Annotated in this window: 21 protein-coding genes and 1 pseudogene; 5 read left to right on the top strand and 17 right to left on the bottom strand. The window is 72.3% G+C overall.

Annotated features, from left to right (window positions below):
* Positions 1-105 precede the first annotated feature (105 nt).
* The gene (locus M1P99_RS22305) at positions 106-1,179 is read left to right on the top strand and encodes a LacI family DNA-binding transcriptional regulator (RefSeq protein ID WP_304454524.1); all 1,074 of its coding nucleotides are present in this window, start codon (positions 106-108) and stop codon (positions 1,177-1,179) included.
* Between the two features lie 111 nt (positions 1,180-1,290).
* Here M1P99_RS22305 and M1P99_RS22300 read toward each other — a convergent pair whose 3' ends face one another.
* From M1P99_RS22300 to M1P99_RS22270, 7 genes are all read right to left on the bottom strand, one after another.
* Positions 1,291-4,140 (bottom strand): RNA helicase, encoded by a 2,850-nt coding sequence (locus M1P99_RS22300; protein ID WP_304454523.1) that lies wholly within the window; start codon positions 4,138-4,140, stop codon positions 1,291-1,293.
* A gap of 126 nt (positions 4,141-4,266) precedes the next feature.
* Positions 4,267-5,160, bottom strand: coding sequence for a diacylglycerol kinase family protein (locus tag M1P99_RS22295; RefSeq protein WP_304454522.1), 894 nt, complete (start codon positions 5,158-5,160; stop codon positions 4,267-4,269).
* A gap of 85 nt (positions 5,161-5,245) precedes the next feature.
* A complete protein-coding gene (locus M1P99_RS22290) occupies positions 5,246-5,674 on the bottom strand; it encodes a DUF397 domain-containing protein (protein ID WP_304454521.1) in 429 nt (142 codons plus the stop codon).
* A 106-nt stretch (positions 5,675-5,780) separates the two neighbouring features.
* Positions 5,781-6,611, bottom strand: coding sequence for a twin-arginine translocase subunit TatC (gene tatC / locus M1P99_RS22285; RefSeq protein ID WP_304455801.1), 831 nt, complete (start codon positions 6,609-6,611; stop codon positions 5,781-5,783).
* Between the two features lie 191 nt (positions 6,612-6,802).
* Complete coding sequence (gene tatA / locus M1P99_RS22280) at positions 6,803-7,123, bottom strand: Sec-independent protein translocase subunit TatA (RefSeq protein WP_304454520.1); 321 nt, start codon at positions 7,121-7,123, stop codon at positions 6,803-6,805.
* Between the two features lie 65 nt (positions 7,124-7,188).
* Positions 7,189-7,371 carry a hypothetical protein gene (locus tag M1P99_RS22275; protein ID WP_304454519.1) on the bottom strand — a complete coding sequence of 61 codons (183 nt, stop codon included), beginning with the start codon at positions 7,369-7,371 and terminating at the stop codon, positions 7,189-7,191.
* 60 nt (positions 7,372-7,431) lie between these two features.
* Positions 7,432-9,483, bottom strand: coding sequence for a YafY family protein (locus tag M1P99_RS22270; protein ID WP_304454518.1), 2,052 nt, complete (start codon positions 9,481-9,483; stop codon positions 7,432-7,434).
* A 97-nt stretch (positions 9,484-9,580) separates the two neighbouring features.
* Between M1P99_RS22270 and M1P99_RS22265 the strand changes: the two genes are divergently transcribed.
* Positions 9,581-10,678: a DUF3866 family protein gene (locus tag M1P99_RS22265; protein ID WP_304454517.1), complete on the top strand. Its 1,098-nt coding sequence runs from the start codon at positions 9,581-9,583 to the stop codon at positions 10,676-10,678.
* 30 nt (positions 10,679-10,708) lie between these two features.
* Here the strand turns inward: M1P99_RS22265 and M1P99_RS22260 are convergent, their stop codons facing one another.
* The 6 genes from M1P99_RS22260 to M1P99_RS22235 all read right to left on the bottom strand — a co-directional run bounded on the left by M1P99_RS22260 (position 10,709) and on the right by M1P99_RS22235 (position 16,735).
* Positions 10,709-11,722 carry a methionyl-tRNA formyltransferase gene (locus M1P99_RS22260; RefSeq protein ID WP_304454516.1) on the bottom strand — a complete coding sequence of 338 codons (1,014 nt, stop codon included), beginning with the start codon at positions 11,720-11,722 and terminating at the stop codon, positions 10,709-10,711.
* 189 nt (positions 11,723-11,911) lie between these two features.
* Positions 11,912-13,018, bottom strand: coding sequence for an FKBP-type peptidyl-prolyl cis-trans isomerase (locus tag M1P99_RS22255; RefSeq protein ID WP_304454515.1), 1,107 nt, complete (start codon positions 13,016-13,018; stop codon positions 11,912-11,914).
* Between the two features lie 230 nt (positions 13,019-13,248).
* Entirely contained in the window at positions 13,249-14,607 is a 1,359-nt protein-coding gene (gene pafA, locus M1P99_RS22250) for a Pup--protein ligase (protein ID WP_121185627.1), read from the bottom strand.
* 106 nt (positions 14,608-14,713) lie between these two features.
* A complete protein-coding gene (prcA, locus tag M1P99_RS22245) occupies positions 14,714-15,466 on the bottom strand; it encodes a proteasome subunit alpha (RefSeq protein WP_304454514.1) in 753 nt (250 codons plus the stop codon).
* 55 nt (positions 15,467-15,521) lie between these two features.
* Positions 15,522-16,397 carry a proteasome subunit beta gene (gene prcB / locus M1P99_RS22240; RefSeq protein WP_304454513.1) on the bottom strand — a complete coding sequence of 292 codons (876 nt, stop codon included), beginning with the start codon at positions 16,395-16,397 and terminating at the stop codon, positions 15,522-15,524.
* Positions 16,398-16,531: 134 nt separating this feature from the next.
* On the bottom strand, positions 16,532-16,735 hold the full coding sequence (locus tag M1P99_RS22235; protein WP_121185633.1) for a ubiquitin-like protein Pup: 204 nt from the start codon (positions 16,733-16,735) through the stop codon (positions 16,532-16,534).
* Positions 16,736-17,562: 827 nt separating this feature from the next.
* On the opposite strand from M1P99_RS22235, the gene M1P99_RS22230 reads away from it, so the two are divergent.
* Positions 17,563-18,717, top strand: a complete 1,155-nt coding sequence (locus M1P99_RS22230) for a S1 family peptidase (RefSeq protein WP_304454512.1) — start codon at positions 17,563-17,565, stop codon at positions 18,715-18,717.
* A gap of 83 nt (positions 18,718-18,800) precedes the next feature.
* On the opposite strand, the gene M1P99_RS22225 is transcribed toward M1P99_RS22230, so the two are convergent.
* A complete protein-coding gene (locus M1P99_RS22225) occupies positions 18,801-20,414 on the bottom strand; it encodes an amidohydrolase (RefSeq protein ID WP_304454511.1) in 1,614 nt (537 codons plus the stop codon).
* A 59-nt stretch (positions 20,415-20,473) separates the two neighbouring features.
* Entirely contained in the window at positions 20,474-21,772 is a 1,299-nt protein-coding gene (locus M1P99_RS22220; protein WP_304454510.1) for an MFS transporter, read from the bottom strand.
* 137 nt (positions 21,773-21,909) lie between these two features.
* Between M1P99_RS22220 and M1P99_RS22215 the strand changes: the two genes are divergently transcribed.
* Together M1P99_RS22215 and M1P99_RS22210 are read left to right on the top strand one after the other, a co-directional pair.
* Entirely contained in the window at positions 21,910-23,427 is a 1,518-nt protein-coding gene (locus tag M1P99_RS22215) for a PucR family transcriptional regulator (protein WP_304454509.1), read from the top strand.
* 43 nt (positions 23,428-23,470) lie between these two features.
* Positions 23,471-24,130, top strand: coding sequence for a DUF4352 domain-containing protein (locus M1P99_RS22210; protein WP_304454508.1), 660 nt, complete (start codon positions 23,471-23,473; stop codon positions 24,128-24,130).
* A gap of 77 nt (positions 24,131-24,207) precedes the next feature.
* On the opposite strand, the gene M1P99_RS22205 is transcribed toward M1P99_RS22210, so the two are convergent.
* Together M1P99_RS22205 and M1P99_RS22200 are read right to left on the bottom strand one after the other, a co-directional pair.
* Positions 24,208-24,690 (bottom strand): hypothetical protein, encoded by a 483-nt coding sequence (locus tag M1P99_RS22205; protein WP_304454507.1) that lies wholly within the window; start codon positions 24,688-24,690, stop codon positions 24,208-24,210.
* Positions 24,691-24,815: 125 nt separating this feature from the next.
* A pseudogene (locus tag M1P99_RS22200) lies at positions 24,816-25,693 on the bottom strand (IS5 family transposase).
* Positions 25,694-25,802: the final 109 nt, after the last annotated feature.

Here is a 25,802-nt window from a genome sequence, read left to right as displayed (position 1 = left end):
CCGTCCCCCCGCGCACCCGAGCGGCGATGAGCTCCGGGGCCGCACCGCGCTGGTGCCGCCCCGGACCCACACGCCGGGTGCGCTGCCACGGTGTCCGGAGAGTAGATGCAGGTGTCGGTGAACCAGAGTGACAGGGACCAGCGGACCGCCAACGGAGAGCCGGTCCGCCGGGCGACCATGCGCGACGTCGCGGCGTTGTCCGGAGTGAGCATCAAGACGGTCTCACGCGTCATCAACGGTGTCTCCACCGTCTCCGACGACCTGCGCGACCGCGTCACCCGCGCCATCACCCAGCTCGACTTCCAGCCCAACCTCGCCGCCTCCAGCCTGCGCCGCACCGACGGCGCCACCCGGCAGATCGCCCTGCTGCTGGAGGACGTGGCCAACCCCTTCTCCGCCACCCTGAGCCGGGCCGTGGAGAACGTGGCCCGCGAGCACGACACCCTGGTCTTCGCGGGCAGCCTGGACGAGGAGCCCCAGCGCGAGCTGGAACTGGTGCGCGCGGCCACCCTGCACCGGGTCGACGGGATCATCATCGTCCCGGCAGCCCCGGACCACGGCTACCTGCACCGCGAGATCCGCACCGGCACGCCGGTGGTGTTCGTGGACCGGCCCCCGCGGGGGCTGGCCGCGGACGCCGTGCTGGCCACCAACACCGAAGGGGCCCGCGAGGCGGTCCTGCACCTGGCCGACCACGGGCACACCGAGATCGCCTTCCTGGGCGACGAGGCCTCCATCACCACGGTCGGCGAGCGCCTCACGGGCTTCCGCAACGCTCTGGCCGAGCGCGGCCTGCCCGAGCGCCCCGGGCGGGTGGTCCTGGACCTGCCCGACCCCGAGACCGCCGCGCGCGCGGTGGCCGCCATGCTCGACTCCGCGGACCCGCCCACGGCGCTGTTCACCGCCCAGAACCTCGTGACCATCGGGGCCATCCAGACCCTCCAGGAGCGGGGACTGCACCAGGACGTCGCCGTGGTCGGCTTCGACGACTTCCCCATGGCCGACCTCCTGTCGCCCCGGGTGACCGTGGTCGCCCAGGACGTGATGCGCATCGGCACACTGGCCGTCCAGCGCCTCTTCGAGCGCATCGCCGGAGACGACGGAGCCCCCAGGGAGGAGCGGGTCCCGACCTCGCTGATCGTCCGCGGCTCCGGCGAGATCCCCCCGCCCGCACGCTGACCCCGGCCCGCGGGAGACCGGGGAGCCGCGCCCGAACCGCGGCCGGTCCCCGTGTCGCCGTGCCCGGGGCGGGAACGCCCCGGGCACGCGTACCGCGGCGTCGAACGGTTCCTAGGTGAGCGAGGTGTAGGCCACCACGCCCCTCCGGACGAGGTCGCTCGCCCGCCGGGCGGTGGTGCGCACCTCGGAGTCGCCGGAGGCCCCGGCGATCTGGCTGAGCATGTCCACCAGCATCTTGGCCGTGCGCACGAAGTCGCCCGCGGGCATGTCGGCCTGGCGCAGGATCGCGTCGAGGCGGTCGCCTCGCGCCCAGCGGTGCGCCGTCCACACGAACCCCAGGTCGGGCTGGCGCAGGAACGACACCCGGTGGCGCGACTCCACCTCGTGCAGCTCGCCCCACAGCCGCACCATCTCCGCCAGAGTCTCCTCGATCCGCCCGCCGGGCAGCCGCGGATAGGCGTCGTCGTTGCGGCGCGCCTCGTAGACCAGGGAGGCCACGCAGGCGGCCAGCTCGGGCGGTGTCAGGTCCTTCCACACGCCCCGGCGCAGGCACTCGGCGACCAGCAGGTCCAGTTCGGAGTAGACCTTGGCCAGCCGGCCGCCCTCCTCCGAGACCTCGTCCCCCGACAGGTACTCCAGGTCCTCCAGCACCCCGCACACGCGGTCGAAGGTGCGCGAGATGACGTGCGAACGCCCCTCCACTCGGCGGCGCAGGGCATCGGTCTCCTTCGCCAGCCGGAAGTAGCGCTCCGCCCAGCGGGCGTGGTCCTCGCGCTCGGCGCAGCCGTGGCAGGGGTGTTCCCGCAGCTTCGCGCGCAGCCGCTGCACCTCGGCGTCCTCGCCCTGTGCCCGCGACCGGCGCTCGTAGGAGGGGTCGGTGCCCTGTTCCTTGAGCTTGTTGCGCAGCGTCGAGGCCAGGTCCTGGCGCGAGCGCGGGGAGCGCGCCGAGAACGACTTCGGCACGCGCATGCGCCCCGAGGCCTTCACCGGCACGGTGAAGTCGGTGGAGTTGATCCGCTTGACCTGCTTGTCCACCGTCAGCACCAGGGGCGCGGGCGGGTCGTGGCGCAGACCCGGGTCCAGTACGACCGCGTGTCCGGAGAATCGGCCCGAGGGGATGCGGATGATGTCACCGGTGCGCAGCTGCTCCAGGGCCTCCAGGGCCTCGTCCCGGCGCTGGATCGACCGCGTCCGCGACAGCACGGCCTCGCGGTCGCTCAGGGCGCGGCGCAGCCCGGCGTACTCCATGAAGTCGCCCAGGTGGCACTCGGCGGCCTTCGCGTAGCCCTCCAGCGCCTCCTCGTGCTTGCGCAGCTGCTTGACCAGGCCCACCACGGCGCGGTCGGCCTGGAACTGGGCGAAGGACGCCTCCAGCATGTTCCGGCTGCGCCGGCGGCCGACCTGTCCCACCAGGTTCACCGCCATGTTGTAGGAGGGCTGGAAGCTGGAGTTGAGCGGGTAGGTGCGCGTCCCGGCCAGGCTGGCCACGGACTCGGGGTCGGTACCGGCCTGCCACACCACCACGGCGTGGCCCTCCACGTCGATGCCGCGGCGCCCGGCCCGACCCGTGAGCTGGGTGTACTCCCCCGGGGTGAGCTGGGCGTGGGTCTCGCCGTTCCACTTGTCGAGCTTCTCGATGACCACGGTGCGGGCGGGCATGTTGATGCCCAGGGCCAGGGTCTCGGTGGCGAACACCGCGCGGATGAGCCCACGCGAGAACAGCTGCTCCACGACCTCCTTGAACGCGGGCAGCATACCGGCGTGGTGCGCCGAGATCCCGGCCTCCAGGGCGCGCAGCCACGCGTCGAACCCCAGCACGGTCAGGTCGGCGGCGGGAATGTCGGCGCACTGGGACTCCGCGTACTCGCGGATCTCGGCGGCCTCCTCCGGTGTGGTCAGGACCAGGCCCGAGGCCAGGCACTGGCGCACCGCGTCGTCGCAGCCGGCCCGGCTGAAGATGAAGGTGATGGCGGGGAGCAGGCCCTGGTCGTCGAGCTCCTCGATCACGGTGGGCCGCTGGGGCGGCGCGAACCGCGAACGGGGCCGCGGCGTGCCGCCCCGCGCCCGCGTCTGCGGATGGCGGCGCCGGTTGGCGAGCTGGGTGACCCGCGCGTCCTCCTCGGCGAACCGGGTCAGGCTCGGGTTGATGTGCAGCGTGCGCCCGCCGACCTCGATCTCACGGGGCCGGCCCCCGCCCTGGCGGCGGCGTTCACGCTTGCGCTTGCCCTTGCCCTTGCGGCCCTCCGGCTCCGCCTCACGGGTCTCCTCGGCCTCCTCCTCCACGTTCACGAACAGGTCGTGCATGCGGTGGCCGACCATCACGTGCTGCCACAGCGGCACGGGCCGCTTCTCGTCGACGATGACCGTGGTGTCGCCGCGCACCTGCTGCAGCCACTCGCCGAACTCCTCGGCGTTGCTGACGGTCGCCGACAGGGCGACCATGCGCACCGACTCGGGCAGGTGGATGATCACCTCCTCCCACACCGCGCCGCGGAACCGGTCGGCGAGGTAGTGGACCTCGTCCATGACGACGTAGGCGAGTCCGCCCAGGGTCGAGGAGCCCTCGTAGAGCATGTTGCGCAGCACCTCGGTGGTCATCACGACCACGGGCGCCTCGCCGTTGACGCTGTTGTCACCGGTCAGCAGGCCGACCTGGTCGGCGCCGTACCGGCGGACCAGGTCGTTGTACTTCTGGTTGGACAGCGCCTTGATGGGCGTGGTGTAGAAGCACTTGGTGCCCTCGCCCAGAGCCAGGTGCACGGCGAACTCGCCGACCACCGTCTTGCCGGACCCGGTGGGGGCGGCCACCAGGACCCCGTGCCCCTTCTCCAGGGCCTTGCACGCCCGGATCTGGAAGGGGTCGAACTCGAACCCGTAGAGGCCCTGGAAGGCCTCGATCGCGGCGCTGGAGGCGCTCTTGCGCCGACGGAAGGCGGCGTACCGCTCAGCGTGACTACTCATAGGCCTTCCACAGTCTCAGATCTCGTCCTGTGATCCTATGCGGGGCGCCGTGTCCGACGACGTGAACCGCCTTGTCCGGACATGCCGTGCGCTGACCGGAACCGGCGCGGCCGAGGGCGGGGGTGCCTAGGCCAGCTCCAGCAGCTCGACCGACTTGGGCACCACTTCGCACTCCAGCGGCGGGGGACCCACGCGCTCGCCGTCGGCGTAGGCCGCGCCCGCCGCGCCGTCGATGGTGACCGTGCGGCCCCGCTCCACCACGACCTCGTCCAGGTCGGTGTGGGTGCCGTTGAACACGCGCGGGAACAGCCGCAGGAACCGGCCCAGCGGGGCCTGACGGGCGAAGACGACGTCGATCATCCCGTCGTCGGGGACGGCGTCCGGGCACACGTGCATGCCTCCGCCGTAGGCGCTGGTGTTGCCGACCGCGACCAGCATGCCCGGCTCGGCGATCCGGCGCCCGTCCACCGTGATCTCGAAGTCGATGGGGGTGAAGGCCCGCAGCTCCGCCAGGAGTCCGACGAGGTAGCCCACGCGGCCGATCCCGAACCGGAAGCCGTTGACGCGCTCGTTGACCCGGGCGTCGAAGCCGCACGCCAGCACACTGAGGTAGTGGCGCCGGGTGCCGTCGGCCAGCTTCAGGCGCACGCAGTCGACCGATCGGCCGCGCCCGGCCAGGATCGCCTCGGCGGCACGACGCGGCGACAGGCGGCGCGAGGAGAACACCCGGGCGATGTCGTTGCCGGTGCCCGCGGGGATCACCGCCAGGGGGACCCCGCTGCCCACGACCGCCTGCAGGGCCTGGTGCACGAGCCCGTCACCGCCCACCGCGACCAGGGCGTCGGGGTGGTCCGCGACCGCCAGGCGCGCCAGCCGCCTGCTGTCCGCCGCCGAGTCGCCGCTGTAGACGAACACGCGGGCACCGGCCTCGCGCAGCGCTTCCTTCAGCCGCACCGCGGTGACCGCTGCGCGGCGCCGACCGGAGGCGGGGTTGACCAGGAGGGCGATGTGGGGGGTCATGAGATGGAGACCTTGCTAACCGACGGGAGCGGGGACGTACGGACTCGCGGAGGCCGCCCGCACTCCCCCGCGCCCCGGGGGTGCGTCAGGACAGGGCGTCCTGGCCCTGCTCCTGCTCGGCTTCCTCGCGCTGGCGGCGATGGTACTCCTCCATCGCCTCCGGCGTGTTCAGCGGGGAGGGCACCCAGGCGACGTCGACCTCGACCTCGCGGTTCTGGATGCGGCGCTCCTCCTCGGTGAGGTACTCCTCGGGAATGTCGAACTCGCCGTCCCGGGCGCCCAGGACGAAGGCCTCCCACTCCGCCGGGGTGAAGAACAGCGTGCCCTTCTCCGGGGCCTTGCCGTCGCGGACGGCGCGGAAATCATCGTCGAACCGGGCGACCTCGACGACCGCCTCGGAGTCGTCCCTGGACAGCGAGGAACGCATCCACACCGCGTGCGTGGTGTCGTGCCACTTCTCGTTGCCCATCGCCTCAGGAGGGAGCTCCCGCTCGGCCTCGGACCGCTCACTCATCGTGCTTCCTCTTCCCAGTCACCGGACCGGCCCGGAGGCCGTTCCCCGGGCCCGTGGGCCGTACGGTCGCCCACACCGCCCGACCCTAGCGGCTCGTACCGGGGCCTCAGGTCCGCTTTCCGGTCTCCGGCTCGGACTCGGTGTCGTCCAGCGGGGAGAGCTGGTCGTCGAGTTCGGAGATCTCGTCGTCGTCGAGGTCCGCGTAGGGGTCGTCGCGGCGCTTGCGCCGGTCGTTGAGGAAGGCGAACAGCTCGGCGATCTCGAACAGCACCACGAGCGGCACCGCCAGGGCCAGCATCGAGATCGGCTCGGCCGGGGTGATGATCGCCGCCACCGCGAACGAGGCGAAGATGATGACGCGCCGCCACTTGGCGAGGGCCGCGTGCGGCAGGATCCCGGTGAGGTTGAGCAGGGCCACCAGCAGGGGCAGGACGAACCCGAGTCCGAACATGCCCATCATGACGACCATGTAGTCCAGGTACTCGCCGATGGTGAGGAACGTCAGCGCGTCCTCGGGCAGGAAGCCGAACAGCATGGTCAGGGCGAGCGCGGTGACGTAGTAGGCCAGGCACGCGCCGCCGATGAACAGCAGCGCCGCCAGCGGGGCGAAGATGTAGGCGTACTTCTTCTCGCGGCTGTGCAGGGCCGGGGCGACGAACGCCCACAGCTGGTAGAGCCAGAACGGGGCGGAGACGAGGGCTCCGACGAACGCCCACACCTTGAACGCGACGAAGAACGCGTCGAAGGGGCCGGTGACGATGAGCGAGCAGCCCTCGGGATCGACCGCCTCGGACTCGGGCAGCGAACAGTAGGGCGCCTTGAGGATCTCCCAGACGATGTCGTAGACGAAGTACCCGACCACAGCGCCGAGGATGAGAGCGATCATCGCCTTGGTGAGGCGTCCGCGCAGCTCGCGCAGGTGCTCCATGAGCGGCATCCGGGCCTCTGGGTTGTCCCGGCGTCGTGCCGTCATCGTGCCGTCACTTTCCTGTCTCCTCCGGGCCGCGCGGGCGCGGCCACCCACTGACCACCGTCCGGCGCGGCGCCCCGCGGCGCCGCGCCCGTCGCCTGTCGGCTCCTACCGCCCCTGGTCGCCGGACACGGTCCGCGCCCCGGGGGCGAAGCCGTTCAGTTGCCGTAGGTGTGCCGGGTGGGCTCACCGGACTCGTGGACGATGCGCTGACCGGCGGGCAGCTGGGGGTAGCCCTGCTGCTGGGGAGCCTCGGAGGGCGCGGAGGCCTGGGGGCCCTGCTGCTGCCGTCCGGCCTGCTGCGAGGACTCGTCCTCCGCGTTCTCGTTGTCCTCCTCGACCAGGCCCTTGCTCTCGGCCTTGAGGATGCGCGCGCTGCGCCCGAGGGAGCGGGCCAGGTCCGGAAGCTTCTTGGCTCCGAAGAGCAGCAGGGCCAGGATCACCAGGATGGCGATGGTAGGTCCGTTAAAGGGTCCCATGGTTCAACCTCTCTCTGGGGCGCGACCAGGCGCCTTCGATGGTACGCGCATGCGCCGCGGGGCCATCACGCCCCCGCGCCGCTCCGGCGGACGCGCTCGCGCAGGGCGGCGCTGCTCGCCTGGTATTCGCCCGACGCCCGGTTCACCTGCACGGCCAGCGCGCGTGCGGCGCCGCGCACGCGCAGCGCGAGGACACCGATGGCGGCTCCGGTCAGAACCACCACGAACAGGACAACGAGGGCGCTCACGAGTTCACCATATCCCGTTCGGGATGACCTACACCCCACGCCTCCATGAACATGTGCGCCTCACTCCGGCGACGAAGTGGTCTCGACCAGGGAAACCGGCGTTTGGGCCGGTCGGTAGTGCTCCAGGGCCCGCAGGGCCTCCGCCCGCACCTCCTCCGCCAGCGCCGCCGGAGCCGCCACCCGGCACTGCGGCCCCAGGCGCAGCGCCAGCCGCGCCACCCAGGCCGGCGCGGGCGTGCGCAGGGTCGCGCGGACACCGCCGCCCTCGCGTTCGAGCACGGACTCGCACACGTAGTCCTCGGTCACCCAGCGGGCGGAGGGCTCCAGGTCCAGGGTGACCAGGGCGTCGCGGTCCGAGCGCTGCAGGACGCCCGCGGACAGGTCGCGGCGGCCCACCCCCTCGGGGACCTCGGCGGCGTAGGGCAGGACGGTGAGCTCCAGCACCCGGTCCAGGCGGAACAGGCGCACGTCCTGGCGCAGACGGCAGAACCCCTCCAGGAACTGGTTGCCGTCCTGCACCACCAGTCCCATGGGGTCCACCTCGCGCTCGGTGACCTGGTCCAGATAGCCCGACAGGTAGCGCAGGTGCAGCCGCTGGCCCGATTCCAGGGCGTCGGCGCAGCGGCGCTGGGTCCGGGCGACCTGCTCGTCCATGTCCGTCCGCACCTGCACGGCGTCCACCAGGGCGCCCGCGGCGGCCCCGGCCGCGGCCCGCAGCTTCTCGCCCACCCTCTTGAGGGCACCGCCCTCCAGCCCCTCCGTCGCGGGAAGGGCCTCCAGCAGGGACACCCCCACGACCAGGCTCGCCGCCTCGTCCGCGGTCAGCCGCAGGGGCTGGGCCAGGGTGTCCGCGTTGCCGAGGATGATCTCCCCGGTCTCCCTGGCCGCGTCGAGGTCGACGTCGATCAGGTCGCCGGGGGTGTATCCGGGCAGGCCGCACATCCACAGCAGGCCGAGGTCGGCCACCACCTGCTTCTCGCTGAGCCCGAAGTGGCGGGCCACCTCCTCGACCCGCAGGTCGCGGCCCAGGGCGTAGGGCACGAGCATGAGCAGGCGGCGCAGCTGGTCGGAGGAGCGCGGGCCGCGGGCGGACACCGCGGCCTCGTGCCGGGCGACCGCGTCCTCCGGCTCGCCCGGCGGGACCTCGTGCTCGGCGGTGGCCGCCAGGTGGGCGGCGACCGCGGCGCGGGCGTCGGCGGGCTCGACCAGTTCGGCGCGCGAGCCGAAGGAGGCCACCGACCGCACCAGATCGGGGGTGTCGACGTAGGGGTAGCTCAGGGTGTCCCATCCGCTCCCTGCGCCGTCGCGTTCACCGGCCACCACGCGCAGTGCGCGGCGGCGCAGTTCGTGCGCGGAGTCGGTGCGCACCCGCACGGTGGCCGAGCGCTCGGGCTCGGCCTTCTGGGTGGCCACCACCGAACGCAGGTCGACGCCCTCGGGCACCCGCACGTCGGGTCCGCCGCGCAGCACGTCGACCTCGCCGCGTACGCGCCCGAGCCGGAAGACACGGCGCGCCCCGCGATGGCGGTCGTGGCCCACCACGTACCAGTGGCCGTGCTGGTTGACGATGCCCCACGGCTCGATCTCGCGCCGCTCCGAGCCGGCCTGGCCGGGCTTGCGGTAGTCGAAGGCGATGGGGCGGCGGTCGCGCACGGCCTGCCACACCGGCCTGAAGGAGGGCTCGTCGGTGCGCATGGCCGGGGTCAGTCCCGGGGCGGCCTCGGTGTCCACCGGGACGCCGGCCGACCGCAGTTTGAACAGGGCGTTGGCCGCCGCCTCACCCAGCGAGGCGTGCCGCCAGGCGCGCGCGGCCAGGCCCAGGACCAGGGCCTCGTCGGGCAGCAGTTCGATCTCGGGCAGCTCGTAGTCGCTGCGGGAGATGCGGTAGCCCTCCTCTCCGCTGACCGCGTCACCGGTGCCGACCTGGATGGGGATGCCGCTGTCGCGCAGCTCCCGCTTGTCCCGCTCGAACATCCGCTTGAACGCCGACTCCGACTCCGCCTCGGCGTAGCCCAGCACCGTCTGCCGGATCTCCTGGGCGGTCAGATGGCGGCGCGTGGACAACAGACAGATGACCAGGTTCAGCTGGCGTTCCGTTTTCCTGCGCGACATCGCCCGCACCCTTCTCGACACTCGGTGGACGACCGGCTGGGCACGCGAGGGCGCGTCGTCCCGACACCGGCTCAGCATCGAAGGTACCGTGCCCTGCATGATCCGGTGGCGCCGTGGAGAAGTCCGTCAGATCCTGCCCTCCTGGCCGGGGGTACGCGTATGCGAGGTGGACGTCCATCCGCGCGGGGACGACGACCCCGCCCCGCGGCGGTGCCGCGCGCTGGCCTACCCCGACGTCGTGGGCGGCCCGGAGGTGGGCGACGAGGTACTGCTCAACACCGGCGCCCTGGACCTGGGGCTGGGCACCGGTGGATACGCGCTGGTCGTGGCCGTTCCGGACCGCCTTCCGCCCGACCGCGAGGGCCCCGGCCACCTGGTCAAGGCCCGCTACACACCGCTGCAGACCACGGTCCTGGGCACCGACGAACAGGACTCGCCCCACCACGACCGGCTGCGCACGGCGACCGGCGTGGACGGGATGCCCGTGGTGGTCGCCGACCTGCACTCGTCGCTGCCCGCGGTCGTCGCGGGCGTGCGCGCCGAGAACCCCGGCGCCCGGATCGCGTACGTGATGCTCGACGGCGGCGCCCTGCCCGCGGCCTTCTCACAGCTCGTGGGGACCCTGCGACACGAGGGGCTGGTGTCGGGATGCGTGACCACCGGCCAGGCCTACGGCGGCGATCTGGAGGCGGTGACGGTGCACTCCGGGCTGCTCGCCGCCCGCCATGTCCTGCGCGCCGACCTGGCCGTGCTCTGCCAGGGGCCGGGCAACCTCGGCACGGGAACGCCCTGGGGGTTCTCCGGGGTGGCCTGCGGTGAGGCCGTGAACGCCGTCGGCGTCCTGGGCGGCCGCCCCGTCGCCGCGCTGCGGATCAGCGAGGCCGACCGGCGCGAGCGCCATCGTGGGGTCTCCCACCACAGCCTGACAGCGTTCGGCCGGGTCGCCCTGGCCAGGGCCGACGTGGTGGTCCCCGCCCTGCCCGGCCCCTTCGGCGAACTCGTGCGCACCCAGACCGCCGCGCTGGGCCAGCGGCACGCCCTGGTCAACGTGGGTGTGGCGGGGCTGGAGGACGAACTGCGCGCCCTCCCGGTGAAGGTGTCGACGATGGGCCGGGGGCTGGAGGAGGACCGGCCGGCGTTCCTGAGCGCCGCGGCCGCCGGGCGGCACGCCGCCCGGCTGCTGCGGGCGGGATGAGCGGGACCGCGTCGGCGCCCCGCTGAGTGCTCAGGCGCGCAGCAGGCTCTCCGGACTCCGCGCCTGGCCGGGGACCGGCACACGCTGGGTCGCGTCGAGCATGTGCGCCGAGGGCGCGTCGAAGAAGGTGCCCGGCCGGAACATCGCCAGCGAGGTGGGCTCGGCCCGCACCCCCTCGTCCACACGCAGGGCGTCGGGGACGAAGACGGCCCCGTCTCCACAGGTCACACCCCAGGTACGGCCCTGCCCCGCGGCGACGACCTCTCCCGGCGCCCCTCCGGGGACGGACTCGTCGAGCCGCCCGGAGCACAGCGTGATCCGGGCGCCGCCGAACATCCCGAAGGCACCCGGAAAGGGCTCGGCCAGCGCGCGCACCATGCGGTCCACGTCCCGCCCGGCCGCGGTGAAGTCCAGGTGGCCGTCGCTGGGACGGCGGCGCGGCCACACCGAGGCGTGTCCCGCCTGCCGCCGCCGCGGCGCGGTGCCGGCCAGGATGTCGTCCAGGTGGCGGACCAGCAGGGCGGACTGCAGCCGCGCCACCGTGCCGTACAGGCAGGTCGCGGTCACGTCCGGAGCCAGATCGAACCAGGTCTGGTCGATGATGTCGCCGGTCTCGGGCTCGGGCTCCAGATGGAAGAGCGTGACCGCGCTGGACCTGAAGTCCCGCAGGATCGTCCAGGTGATGGGAGCGCGTCCGCGTCCGACCGGCAGCGGCGTGGGATGCAGGCCCACCGCGCCCAGCGGCAGAGCGGACAGCACCTGTTCGTGGACGATCTGCGACCAGCCCGCCACGACCATCAGGTCGATGCCGTGGGTCGCCAGGGCGTCACGGGCCTCGTCGGAGTTGATGTCGGCGACCCGCACGTGCGGCAGTCCGTGGCGGCGGGTCACCGTCTCGTAGTCGGCGTATCCGGAGCGGTGCGCGAGTTCGGCCGGGTAGGACAGCACCAGGCTCGGCGGCCTCCCCTGGGCGCACAGCTCCTCCAGAGCGGCGATGCCCAGGCTCAGCCCGGACACATAGCAGTAGCGACGCCGGTCAGCCATGGACTCCCCCTCGCTCCAGGACCGTTGGTCCCGACTCTACGCACCCCTTCGGGCACGCCGCGGACCACCGGCGGCCCGGGCGTGTCCTGCCCGGTGCCCGGGAACACCGAACGCCCGGCCGGGTCGTCCCGGCCGGGCGCGGTGTCGTCGGCGGCGCGGTGTGCCGCACGGAGCGCGGCGCCGCGGCGGCTACTCCCCGGAGTCCTCCTCCGCGGCTTCCTCCTCCGTGGCCTCCTCATCGGCTCCGTCGGAGGGCTCGGCGCTGGGCTCCTCGGCGGGCGGCGGGTTGTCCACCGCGCCCAGGACGTCGATCACGAAGACGAGGGTGCCCACGGGGCCGCCCATCGCCTCCTCCTCGGTCTCGCCGTAGGCCATGTCACCGGGGACGACCAGGAGCAGACGGCTGCCGACCCGCTGGCCGACCATGCCCTCGTCCCAGCCCTCGATGACCGCGCCCGCGCCGATCGTGGTGTCGAACGGGTCGCCGGCACGGCTCCAGGTCGAGTCGAAGGGCTCGTGCCCGCCGTCCTCGTCGGCTTCCCACCGCACGCCCGTGTACTGGACGATGACCTGCTGGCCCTCCTCGACCTCGGCGCCGTCGCCCTCGATGAGGGGTTCGACCACCAGGTCCTCGGGCGGGTCGGTCTCGGGGATGGTGATCTCCGGCTCGCTGTGGCCCTCCTGGACCACCTCGGGGAGGTCGCCGCCGCCGTTCGTGGTCTGCTCGCCGGGAACGACCGCGCCCTTGTTGTAGCGGTCCATGACGTCGAGGACCAGGACGCTGGCGCCCTCGGGAGCCGGCTGCCCGGCGGCCTCGGCCTGGGTGCGCTCCTCCTCGGTCAGCGGCGGGAAGACGAACACCGCCCGGCTGCCGACCGGCTGGTTGACCAGGCCTTCGGTGATGTACTCGGGCATCTGCTCCATGCGTACGAGGTCGGGCGCGCCCGTCTCGTAGCTGGACTGCCCTTCCACCAGCTCGCCCTCGCCCGGGGCGGTCCACTGGTACTGCGCGACGTTGGCGACGAGCAGGTCGTCGTTGCGCACCAGCTCGTCCTCGCCGGACCCCTGGCTCACGATGCCGGAGAGCTCCTCGTCCGGCAGCTCGTTGTCCGGGAAGACGACCTCGGGTTCCTCCCCGACATCACCGCGCACCTCGGGCAGACGGGGATCGAGTTCGTCCTCGCCCATGCGGAGGAAGGCGGGAGTGCGCCACTCGTCGGGGATGGATCCACAGCTTGAGACCGCCAAGGCGATGGCGGTCAGTGGCACCGCGAGGGCGGCAGCACGTCGGTGCATGAGTCACAACCTCTGATTTCCGGCTTAGGACAGAGTCACACTACCGAAAAGAGGGAGTTCGGCCACTCCTGACCGTGCCCGGACGCCACAGGCCCCGCCCACCGGGCTCTCCACCGTCCGCCGTCGCCCCGGGGGCCGTCCGCCGGGGGCACGGGGGCCGCCCCTCGACGGACGGTCCCCGCCTGTGCTTCTCCCCGTCCGGCGGGGCCGGCGCACGGTCCACAGGCCGCTCACATTCCGGCGATGAGCTTCTCCACCCGTTCGTCCACCGACTTGAAGGGGTCCTTGCACAGCACCGTGCGCTGTGCCTGGTCGTTGAGCTTGAGGTGCACCCAGTCCACGGTGAAGTCGCGGCGCTGTTCCTGGGCCCGGCGGATGAACTCGCCGCGCAGCCGGGCACGGGTCGTCTGCGGGGGCACCGACTTGGCCTCGAAGATCTTCAGGTCGTTGACCACCCGTTCCATCTGGCCGCGGTTCTGCATCAGGTAGAACAGGCCGCGGTCGCGGTGGATGTCGTGGTAGGTCAGGTCGAGCTGGGCCACCCGGGGCGAGGACAGGGACAGGTCGTGCTTGTCGCGGTAGCGCTCCAGCAGCTTGTACTTGGCCACCCAGTCGATCTCCCGGGAGACCAGGTCCAGGTTCTGGGTCTCCACCGCCTCCAGGGTGCGCTGCCACAGGTCCAGGACCCGCTTGCCGACGGCGTCGGTGCCGTGGCGGTCGACGTAGCCCTGGACCTTCTCCAGGTACTCGCGCTGGATCTCCAGGGCACTGGCCTCGCGGCCGTTGGCCAGGCGCACCTTGCGCCGCCCGGTCATGTCGTGGCTGACCTCGCGGATGGCCCGGATGGGGTTCTCCAGGGTGTAGTCGCGCATGACCACACCGGCCTCGATCATCCGCAGCACCAGGTCGGTCGAGCCCAGCTTGAGGAGGGTGGTGGTCTCGCTCATGTTGGAGTCGCCGACGATGACGTGCAGGCGGCGGAACCGCTCGGCGTCGGCGTGCGGCTCGTCACGGGTGTTGATGATGGGCCGCGAGCGCGTGGTCGCCGAGGACACGCCCTCCCAGATGTGCTCGGCCCGCTGGCTGACGCAGAACAGGGCGCCGCGCGGGGTCTGCAGCACCTTGCCGGCTCCGCAGATGATCTGGCGGGTGACCAGGAAGGGGATGAGGACGTCGGCCAGGCGGCCGAACTCGCCGTGCCGGCCCACGAGGTAGTTCTCGTGGCAGCCGTAGGAGTTGCCCGCCGAGTCGGTGTTGTTCTTGAACAGGTAGATGTCGCCGGCGATGCCCTCCTCGTGCAGGCGCTGCTCGGCGTCGACCTGCAGCCCTTCGAGGATCCGCTCGCCCGCCTTGTCGTGGGCCACCAGGTCCAGCAGGCTGTCGCACTCGGGGGTCGCGTACTCGGGGTGGCTGCCCACGTCCAGGTACAGGCGGGCTCCGTTGCGCAGGAAGACGTTGCTGCTGCGCCCCCAGGAGACCACCCGCCGGAACAGGTAGCGGGCCACCTCGTCGGGCGACAGTCTGCGCTGTCCCCGGAAGGTACACGTGACTCCGTACTCGTTCTCCAGCCCGAAGATCCGTCGTTCCACGCGGACTCACCAACTTCCCGTCACCGGGGTGCGGACGGCGGGGCCTCGCCGTCCACACCCGCGCCGCGGCGCGTCCCCGCGCCGCACCGTGATCATTGTTCGCAGGTCACTCGTTGGCCTCGTCCTCGGTGGTGTCGCCGCCCCCGGAGGCGGGACGGGCCGCCGCCTGCCCCTCCTCGATGAGCGAGGTCAGACGCCGTCCGTGGATGCGGCGGAACTTGCGGTGCTCCCTGGAGCGTTCCAGCACGGCGACCTCCAGGTTGGCGGCCTCCAGTTCGCGTTCCTCCCCGTTCTCCCTGGCCAGCGCGTGGGTGGCCGTGTTGAGGGCCGCGCTCAGGGGCGCGTCGGCGGCGAAGCGGTCCTTCAGGACCGTTCCGACGTGGTCGGAGGAGCCGCCGACCGCCACGAAGCCCTGCTCGTCGACGATGGAGCCGTCGAAGGTGATGCGGTAGATCTCGTCGTCGGCGGCGGTGTCGCCGACCTCGGCGACGACGATCTCCACCTCCCACGGCTTGAGGCTCTCGCTGAAGACGGTGCCCAGGGTCTGGGCGTAGATGTTGGCGAGCTGGCGCCCGCTGACGTCGCGCCGGTCGTACTGGTAGCCGCGCACGTCCGCGAAGCGGACGCCCATCAGGCGCAGGTTCTCGAACTCGGGGTAGCGGCCGACCGCGGCGAAGCCGATCCGGTCGTACAGTTCGCTGATCTTGTGGAGGGTGCGGGACATGTTGTCCGCCACCATGAGGATGCCGCCCTCGTACTGCAGGACGACGGCGCTGCGGCCGCGCGCGATGCCCTTGCGCGCGTAGTCCGCCTTGTCCTTCATCTGCTGTTCAGGGGCGACGTAGAACGGCATCGACACCGCGGATCGTTCCTTCGCTACTCGGGGAAAGTCTGGTGTGGGGCGGGGGCCGTGGTCAGCTCAGGCTGGCCGTGGGTCCGTCGGGATCGGCGGCCCGTGCCTCGACCATCTCCGTGGCCAGCCGGGCGACGTCCTCGGCGGGGATCCGCCGGTGTCCGTCCTCGGTGATGACATCGATGAGCGGGAAGATCTTGCGGTGCAGGTCCGGCCCGCCCGTGGCGGAGTCGTCGTCGGCTGCGTCGTAGAGGGACTCCAGCGCCACCTTGATCGCGGTGGTCTCGTCCAGGTCGTCGCTGTAGAGCTTCTTGATGGAGCCCCGGGCGTAGACCGAGCCCGAGCCGATGGAGTGGTAGCGGTGCTCCTCGTAGCGCCCGCCGACGGCGTCGTAGCTGAACACCCGCCCCTGTGCGGTGTTCTCGTCGAACCCGACGAAGAGGGGGATCATCACGAATCCCTGCATCGCCAGGCCCAGGTTGCCCCGGACCATCTGCGAGAGCTTGTTCGCCTTGCCCTCCAGGGTGAGCGAACGGCCCTCCATCTTCTCGTAGTGCTCCAGCTCGACCTGGTACAGGCGGGCCAGCTCGATACCGAACCCGGCCGATCCGGCGATCGCCACGGCCGAGAACTCGTCGGTGCGGAACACCTTCTCCATGTCGCGGTTGGCGATGACGTTGCCCTGGGTGGCCCGGCGGTCGCCGGCCAGGAGCACTCCCCCGGGGAAGGTCAGGGCGACGATGGTCGTCGCGTCAGGGGTGAGGTGCCCGGCCGCACCGCCCTCGGGGAGCCTGTGCCCGGGCAGCATCTCGGGGTGGACCGACGTGAGAAACTCCGTGAATGACGAGGTTCCCGCACTCATGAACGCGGCGGGCAACCGTCCGCCCTCGAACCCTGCGAACACGCGACTCCCTCCACTCGCGCCCCACCCCGGCATGGGGGCGGGTGGGGCGCCTGTTGTTCTTGTCTGCGACGGCCGAGCCGTACGCCCGGCCGTGAAACCGACCCTAGTCCTGTGCACGGTGGGGCTGGTGGTGCCCGAGTGCGCTGTCAGCGAACCACCACGGGCGGCTACTGTCCGCCCTTCTGGACGAACTGCCGCACGAAGTCCTCGGCGTTGCTCTCGAGCACGTCGTCGATCTCGTCGAGAATGTCGTCGACGTCCTCGTCCATCTGGTCCTTGCGTTCCTGGACGTCCGCCGCGGCCTCGGTCTCCTCGACCTCTTCGTCGCGGCGTGAGGCGTGCTTCTGACCGCCGGTGTCCTTCGTCGCCATCCTCGCTACCTCCCGTTCGGGGCCTTCGCCCTTATCTTGGCCCAACCACGAGCGGCTCAACCCACTTCCCGGGGCCCGATACCCGCAAGTTACCTCGCGTGTGTCGCGTGCGCGCGCACTCGGACCGCACCGGTGCCGCCTCCCGGGACGGACGCGGCGCTCAGTGGCCGTCGCGGCCCAGGCAGGCGGAGTGTTCGGCGCCCCCGGCCATGGCCTCCGCGCTCCGGCCCGCCCACTCCGCCCCGGAGCGGACGTCCCGGGGGGGTCGCGGGCCGTACGCGGTCGGCCCCGGGGGCGAAGCCCATCGGCGACCCGGCCATGTGCGCTGTGCGCACGCCCGGCAACCGCGCTGTACAAGCACCGCTGTCAACCTCGAGGCGCCCGGCCCCGGACCGCAGCACCCCCGGACGACTCGCGCGGCGCTCGACCGCACCCCTCTGACCTCAGGTATGACGGCGGTGTATCCACGCGGTCACGATCGGTACCCGGTACCTCTGACCGCATCCGGCCATCATGACCCCCTTGCGCACACGCGGTGCTCTCACTCCGTCACTACGTGCACGCGATAACGCAAGGTCAACCACTCGGTGGCTACGAGTAGTCATCACCAGAAATCCTCTGACCCGATCACCCCACCTCGAACTGCATGCTTTTACTCAATGCGGGTCTTTCGCCCACCAAAGTGTCGACCTAAGGTGGTGAATCGTTTACCGGATGTATCGGTGAATATCGGGAGCGAAAGGAACTCGCCTCCGATAAGGGGACAGCGCCCTCACCCGGGCGGTGCCCCCGTTCCCCCGCCAATCCCCCTTGGAGAGTAGGGATCAATGCGACCCTCCCCCGTTATCTCCGCAATCGGAACCGGCGCCCTGGCGTTCGGTCTCGCCCTCACCATGGCACCGGGAGCCCTGGCGGCACCGGCCGCCGCACCACAGGCCCCCACCCCCGACGACAACGCCTCGAGCATGCTCGAGGCCCTGGCCGACGACCTCGATCTGTCGACCCCACAGGCAGAAGAGCTCCTTGAGGCGCAGGATGCGGCACTGGACGTCGACGCCGAGGCCACCGAGGCCGCGGGCGACGCCTACGGCGGCTCCCTGTTCGACATCGACACCCAGGAACTCACCGTCCTGGTGACCGACGCCGACGCCGTCTCCGCGGTCGAGGCGGCCGGCGCCGAGGCCACCGTCGTCGACTACGGCCTCGACGGCCTCGAAGAGGTCGTCGAGGACCTCAACGCCACCGACACCCAGGAGGGTGTCGTGGGCTGGTACCCGGACGTGGAGAGCGACACCGTCGTCATCGAGGTCCTGAAGGGCTCCGACGCCGACGTCGACGCCCTGGTCGAGGCCGCGGGCGTGGACGAGTCCGCCGTCCAGGTCGAGGAGGTCACCGAGCAGGCCGAGACCTACGCCAACATCGTCGGCGGTCTGGCCTACTACATGGGCGGACGCTGCTCGGTCGGCTTCCCGGCCACCAACAGCTCCGGCCAGCCCGGGTTCGTCACCGCCGGCCACTGCGGCACCGTCGGAACCCAGGTCACCATCGGCAACGGCACCGGCGTCTTCGAGCGCTCGGTCTTCCCGGGCAACGACGCCGCCTTCGTCCGGGGCACGTCCAACTTCACCCTCTACAACCTCGTCTACCGCTACAACTCCGGCGGCTACCAGTCCGTGACCGGCACCTCCCAGGCGCCGATCGGCTCGGCCGTGTGCCGCTCGGGCTCCACGACCGGTTGGCACTGCGGCACCATCCAGGCCCGCAACCAGACCGTCCGCTACCCGCAGGGGACCGTCTACTCGCTCACCCGCACCAGCGTGTGCGCCGAGCCCGGCGACTCCGGCGGCTCGTTCATCTCCGGCACCCAGGCCCAGGGCGTCACCTCCGGCGGCTCGGGCAACTGCTCCTCCGGCGGGACGACCTACTACCAGGAGGTCGCTCCGATGATCAGCTCGTGGGGCGTGAACATCCGCACGAGCTGACCCGCACCACCCCGCACCATCCCCCGACGTCCCCGTCCGCGCCGCACGCGGGCGGGGACGTCCCCTGTCCGGGGACGAGCGCCTCACCCGGCCTCGTGCACGACCTCGCCGTCCAGGACGGTCAGCCACGCGCCCACCGTGCGCAGCCGGTCGGAGTCCATCGCCTCCACATCGGCGTCCAGGACCACCAGGTCGGCCAGGTGGCCCGGCCGCAGCGCCCCCAGGCGGTCCTCCACCCCCAGCGCGTGGGCGGCGTCGAGGGTGTGCGCGCGCAGCGCCTCGTGCAGGGTCACCGCCTGGTCGGCACCGATCTCCAGCCCCTCCCGGGTGGTACGGCACACCGCGTTGGCGACGGTGTCCATCGGGCGCAGGCTGGAGACGAAGGAGTCGCTGGAGAGGACGGGCCGCAGCCCCAGGTCGATCTCCTCGCGCATGGGCTGGAGCCGGTGCGCGCGCTCGCCCAGCCGGCGCAGGAAGTCGCCACCGCTGTCGTGCAGGAAGTTGGGCTGGTTGACCGGGATCACCCCGTGGTCGGTGAAGCGCTTGGCCTGCTCCGGGGTGGGGTAGCCGCAGTGCTCCACCCGCGGGCGCGCGTCCGGCCCCGAGACCCGCGCGGCCGAGGCGATCGCGGCCAGGGTGTGCTCCATGGCCGCGTCTCCCTGGGTGTGGATCGCGACCTGCCACCCCTCCCCCGCCGCACGGGTGACCAGGTCCACCAGCCGGTCCGGGTCGTGGTAGAGGCTGCCGGCGAACTCGCCGTGCTCACCGTAGGGAACGGAGAACTTCGCGGTCCCGCCGAGCAGCGTGCCGTCGGAGTAGAACTTCATCCCGGTCAGCCGCAGCCAGTCGTCGCCGAAGGGACTGGCGAGTCCCGCGCTGGTGAGCGCGTCGAGCTGGTGCGACAGGGGCATGCCGAACGTACGCAGCGGCAGCGTCCCCGCCGCGCGGGCCGCCCGGTACACCCTCAGCTCGCGGGCGGAGACCTGCGGGTCGCACACCGTGGTCACACCGGCGGACAGGTACGGCCCGGCCGCGTCGGCGAGCCAGCCCAGGAGCTGGTCGGCGGGCAGGGCGGTGTGGAAGTTGGGGCCGTGGCAGCCGATGTCCACGGCCAGTGGCAGCAGCAGTTCCATGGCCGAGTCCAGCACCATGCCCGTCAGCCGGCCCGCCTCGTCTCGGACGAACGAGCCCCCGGCCGGGTCGGTGACGTTCTCGGTGATCCCGCTCCAGGCCAGCGCCGCGGAGTTGACCACCGCCTGGTGGCCGGAGACGTGGTAGACGATCACCGGGTGCTCGTCGGTGGCCTCGTCCAGATGGCGGCGGGTGGGCCGCCCGCCCGGGAACTTGGCGTCGTCCATGTGGAAGGCGCGGATCCACTGGCCCGCCGGGGTGCGGGCGGCCTCCTGCGCGACCACGCGGACCAGGTCGGCGGCGCTGCCCACCCGCGGGTAGCCCGCGTCCACGGCGGCCAGGGACTCCGCCGTGGACAGCAGGTGGTTGTGGGGGTCGATGAAGCCGGGGAGGACGGTGCGGCCGCCCGCGTCCACCTCCACCGCCCCGGGGCCCGCCGCGGCGCGGGCCTGCTCGGCGGTCCCGACGAGTCGGACCCTCCCCTCCCGCACGGCCACGGCGGCGGCCCTGGGATTGGCGTCGTCCATGGTCAGGACGCTGGCGTTGTGGATCAGCAGAGCGGACACGGGCGAGTTCTCCTCCTCGTGGCGGGGGCCGCCGACGTTCCGGCGGCCGTGGAAACGTCTCAGGCGGCCAGCAGTTCGGCGTCCCGGTGGCGCGGCGCCCTGCGCAGGCACACGATGCTCACCAGCGCCATCACGACCAGGAGTCCGACGACGGACAGGATGCTGCCGGTCGCGGCGTACAGCGCCGTGCACACCAGCGGCGAGAGCCCGCCGAACAGGGCGCCGGCCACCTGGTAGGCGATCGAGATCGCCGTGTAGCGCACCCGGGGCGGGTACATCTGGGCGAGCACGCGCGCGATCGGCCCGTAGACGGTGGCCATCGCCAGGCGCATGGCGCACAGCATGATCAGGATCAGCGCGGTGCTGCCGGTCGACATGACCAGGAACTGCGGCAGCGCGAGGACGGCCACGGCCGCCAGGCCCACGGTGACCACGCGCACGGTGCCGAAGCGGTCGCCCAGCCAGGACACCCCCAGAGTGGCGACCAGCTCCACGAAGGCCGCCAGGGTCAGCCCGTTGAGGATGACCTGTTCGCTGATACCGACTTCGGTGACCCCGTAGGCCTGCAGGAACGTGGTGACGATGTAGTAGCCGCCCACGGCGACCGGCAGGACGCCGATACCCAGCAGCAGCGAACGCCAGGAGGTGCGCACCGCCTCGCGCACGGGCAGGCCCTCGGGCTCGTCCGGCCCCTCCTGGGCCGCGGCGAAGACCGGGGACTCCTCCACCTTCAGGCGGATGACCAGGCCCACCAGGACCAGCACGACGGAGGCCAGGAACGGAAGGCGCCAACCCCAGGTGTAGAGAAGGTCGGCGTCCCAGGCGGTGATGAGTCCGAACGATCCGGTCGCCAGCAGCGCTCCGGCGGGGTTGCCGAGCTGGGCGAAGGAGCCGTAGAAGGTCTTGTGCTCCTCCGGCGCGTGCTCCACGGCCATCAGGACCGCGCCGCCCCACTCCCCGCCCACGGCGATGCCCTGGACGAAGCGCAGGACGACCAGGAGCAGCGGCGCCACGAACCCGGCCTGCTCGTAGGTGGGCAGCAGGCCGACGCAGAACGTGGCCGTTCCCATCATCAGCAGGGTGACGACCAGGGCCGACCTGCGGCCCAGCCGGTCACCGAAGTGTCCGAAGACGATGCCGCCCAGCGGTCGGGCGAAGAAGCCGACCGAGAACGTCGCGAACGACGCCATCAGGCCGACCACGGGGTCGACGCCCTCGGGGAAGAACGTGGTCGCGAAGACCAGGCTCGCGGCGGTGGCGTAGATGTAGAAGTCGAACCATTCGATCGTCGTACCGACGAAGGCCGCCGTCGCCGCCCGCGCGGGGTGCGCGGACGTGAGGGATGTGCGGTGTGTCATGGGGGTCCTCCGTTCGTGGCTGCGGGCCACGGCTGTGATGGTGCGACGGTAGTCACCACCCGCCACCGCACGCAGGGCCGAAGTGCACATGGCACTCTGTGACTGATGTGCATGCCGCACAACACCGGGAGGCCGACGTGATCACCCCTCGCGACATCACCCGCGCGCCGGACCTGGAGGTCAGGGCGGTGGCCGGCCGTGCCGGGCTCGACCGGCCGATCCGCTGGGCGCACGTGACCGAACTGCACGACCCCGTCCACTGGCTCCGGGGCGGCGAGCTCGTCCTGACCGCCGGCATCGGCCTGGGCGCCGCCGACGCCGACCGGCGCGCCTACGTCCGCCGCCTGCACGAGGCCGGGTGCGTCGGCCTGGGCGTGGCACTGGACGGCCCCGGCGCCACCGTCCCGCCCGCCGTCCTCGCCGAGGGCGACCGCCTGGGCCTGCCCGTCCTCAGCGTGGAGGGCGAGACCCCCTTCATCGCCGTGGTCGAGGCCGTGGCCGCCCACCACGCCGCCGAGCGAGGCCGGGCCCAGAGCCACGTGCTCACCGCCCAGGACGCCATGGCCCGCGCCGCCCTGCGCTCGGGCCCGGCCGGAGTCGTCACCACCCTGGCCGCCTCCACCGACGGACAGTCGCTGCTGTTGGACCGCAACGGCATGACCAGCGCCGCCGCCCCGGCCACCGAGCAGCCCTGGCATCGACTCGTGCGCTCCACGGTGGCCGGCGCCGGACGGCGGCCGCGCGGCATGGCGGTGCTCGACGACGAGGGGGCGGCGGTCCTGCTCCAGAACCTGGGACCGGCCGGACGGACGCTCGGATGGCTGGCCCTGTCCTGCGGGTCCGAGGTCACACCGCACACCAGGATGCTCGCCAACCACGCCGCGTCCCTGCTCGCGGTGGACCTGCTGCACTCACGCGACACCCGGCGCGCACTGCACCACCAGCGCGCGCCCCATCTGGCGGCGGCGGTCTCCGGCCGCGCCGCGCCCCCGCTGACACTGCCCGACCCGCCCTGGGAGGTGGTGTGCCTGCCGAGCGAGGAGCCCCGTGCCCTGATGGACGAGGCGGCCGACGCCCTGTCCGACGTGCTCGGCGCCACCGACGCGGCCGACCGCGCCGGGTTGTGCGCACTGGCCGACGCGGTCGTGGCGGTCCTGCCCGCCGGAACGGGCGCGCACGCCGGGGAGCGCCTGCTGCGCGCGCTCGCGGACGTGCCGAACGGACCCCGGGGCGCGGGCGCCTGCGGCGCCCGCCGGACCTCCGATCTGCCCTCCGCGCTGACCAGGGCCCGCCAGGCCGCATCGGAGGGCTACCGCAACGCCGACGAGGCCGACGCGTGGGACCTGTTCCGCTCGGCGGTGCCGCGGGAGGGCGCTCGGGCCTTCACCGAGTCCGTACTGGGCTCCCTGCACGACCACGACGGCCGCCACGGCACCGACCTCGCGCACACGCTGCTGCACTACCTCGACCACGGGGCGCAGGTCGAGGCGGCCGCGCGTGACCTGGGGGTGCACCGCAACACCCTGCGGTCCCGGCTCCGCACGGCCGAGCGCGTCCTGGGGCGCCCGCTGGACGCGCCGCGCACCCGCCTGGAACTGTGGACGGCTCTGAGCCTGACCCCCATGCCCTGCCGCGACCGGACCTGGCACTCCTGACCCGCACGGGAACATCCGGGCGGTGGCGTGTGTCACAGGGGGTATGGAACCTCGGGATCCGGGCCGACCGCCCCCGAGAACTCCGCGCCGACTCACCTTCGTGGTGGCGGCGACGGTGGCCGTGCTCCTGGCCGCGGCCGCCGGCACCGCGCTGGCGGTCACCCTGTCGCCCCTGTGGACGCAGCAGCGTCAAGTCGCGGTGGAGGAGGCCACACCGCCGCCGGAGCCGGAGGCGGCTCCGCCCACCCGGCCGCCCGCACCCGACCCCCCGACCGCGAGCGACACCGCCGAAGCGGTTCCCGAGTCCGTGCCGCCGGAGGCCTACGACGGCACCAGCACCCGTGTCGGCACCCTGCTGCTGCAGGTGGAGCGGTGCTACACCGACACCCACATCACCGACGGATTCGCCTACGAGGACGACGCCCCCGCAGGCATGGAGTTCCACATCTTCCGGCTCACCGTCACCAACGAGGGCAACGCGCCGACCGCCTTCGACACCGAGGGGACCGTCGGAACGACCACCGACGGCCGGGTCCTGCGGCACGACCCCGACGCGGAGTTCACCGTCGCCTGGGACTACTTCTGGGACGACATCGAACCAGGTGCCTCCGTGACCTCCTACGTCCTCTTCACCGCTCCCACCGGAACGGAGTTCACCGAGATCCTGGTCTCCGGCGAGGGACTCCTCGAACCCGACCGGTAGCCCCCACACGCCCTACCGGGGACACCCTCGCGGCGGACCGGACCTCTCCCCGTGAGCCCCCGTGTCCCGCGACCGGCTCAGCTCCGGCGCCGCCCCACGACCGCGCAGGCCACCGCGGCGGCCAGGCACAGCAGGCCCGCGGGGACGAACACCAGCTGGGCCAGGCCCGCGCCGATGTTGGCCCCGATGACCGGTGCCGTCGCGATCGCCCACCAGGCACCGGCCATGAGCGCGATCGGCACCAGGCACGCGACCGCCAGGCCCCGCTCCCGGCCGAGCCGCCCCGCCGCCACGGTACGCACCAGGAGCACGGCCGCCACCAGTGCCAGGGCCAGGCCGACGGGCCCGACCACGGCCTCCGCCCAACCGGGCAGAGGCAGGGGCTCGACCGCGTAGTCGGCCTCACCCAGGGCGAAGCCCCCGGCCCGGGCCTCCTCCGCGGCCGGCGTGTGCACCAGCCACCAGGACGCGGCGGCCGATCCCGCCAGCAGGACGGCGGCCCACACGCCACTGACGGGAGAGAAGCCGGCGGAGGAGCGAGGGGAGGCGGTGTCGTTCATAGGGACATCGTGCCGCGCCGCCGCGCGCACCGCCTGAGTACCGGCACTCAGCCCGGACCGCGCGGCGGGCGGTCACCGTGCCCGGGGCGGGCATCCGCCCCACGCCCTAGGGCCTGTTTGGAAAGTCAGAGCCATTCGTTGATGGCAGCGATCTGGACGGTGGCCTCGTAGCGAAGGGCGAGCTTGTCATAGCGCGTGGCCACCGCCCGGTTGCGTTTGAGCCGGTTGATCCCGCACTCCACCGCGTGCCGGGCCCGGTAGTCGACCTTGTCGAAGCCGGGCGGACGACCCCCACTCCGCCCCTTGCGTTTGCGGTTGCGCACCCGGTCGGCGGGTTCGGGAATCGTCGCTCTGATCTTGCGTCTGCGCAGGTAGGCACGGATCTTCTTCGAGCTGTAGGCCTTATCCGCGCGTACCCGCACCGGCCGGGTGCGCGCCGGACCACTGCGATCCCGCCCCGCCACGCGGATACGTTCCATGACCGGCTCGAACTGAGGGGCGTCCCCGCGCTGGCCGGCCGTGACCACCACCGACAAGGGCTTTTGGCGCTGCTCGCAGGCCAGGTGGATCTTGGTGGTCCACCCGCCCCGCGAGCGTCCCAGAGCGTGGTCGTCGGGCTCGTCCGTTTCGTGATCTGGGCCCTCCCCCTTTTCGCGGCTCCGGCGGCGTGCTGGTGGGCGCGCACGATGGTGGAGTCGACGTTGACCTGCCAGGTGATCAGGCCCGCCGCGTCGGCCAGGGCGCGCAGGGCGTCCAAAATTCGGGCCCAGGTGCCGTTGCGGGTCCAGCGGCGGAAGAGGTCGTAGACGCTCTGCCAGGGGCCGTAGCGCTCGGGTACGTCGCGCCAGGGGGCGCCGGCCCGCACCCGCCAGCGGATGCCGTTGATCAGGGTGCGCTTGGAGCGCGAGGGCGGACGGCCGGTGGCCGGCACGGGCAGGAGCGGTTCGAGCACAGACCATTGGGCGTCGGTGAGGTCACCGCGCCCGGGGCCGGGTAGGGTCACAGCGAAGCCTTCGGTGGGCTTGGTCTTCTTGGTCGTTGACTGATCTACCGAAGGCTTCGCCTATGTGCGGGGTGACACGCCTGGCGTGACCAGATCGGTGCTTTTGCCC

It is taken from the genome of Nocardiopsis sp. YSL2 (assembly GCF_030555055.1).
In the GTDB taxonomy this organism is placed as follows: Bacteria; Actinomycetota; Actinomycetes; order Streptosporangiales; family Streptosporangiaceae; genus Nocardiopsis.
This window is presented reverse-complemented; position numbering and strand designations above follow the sequence as displayed.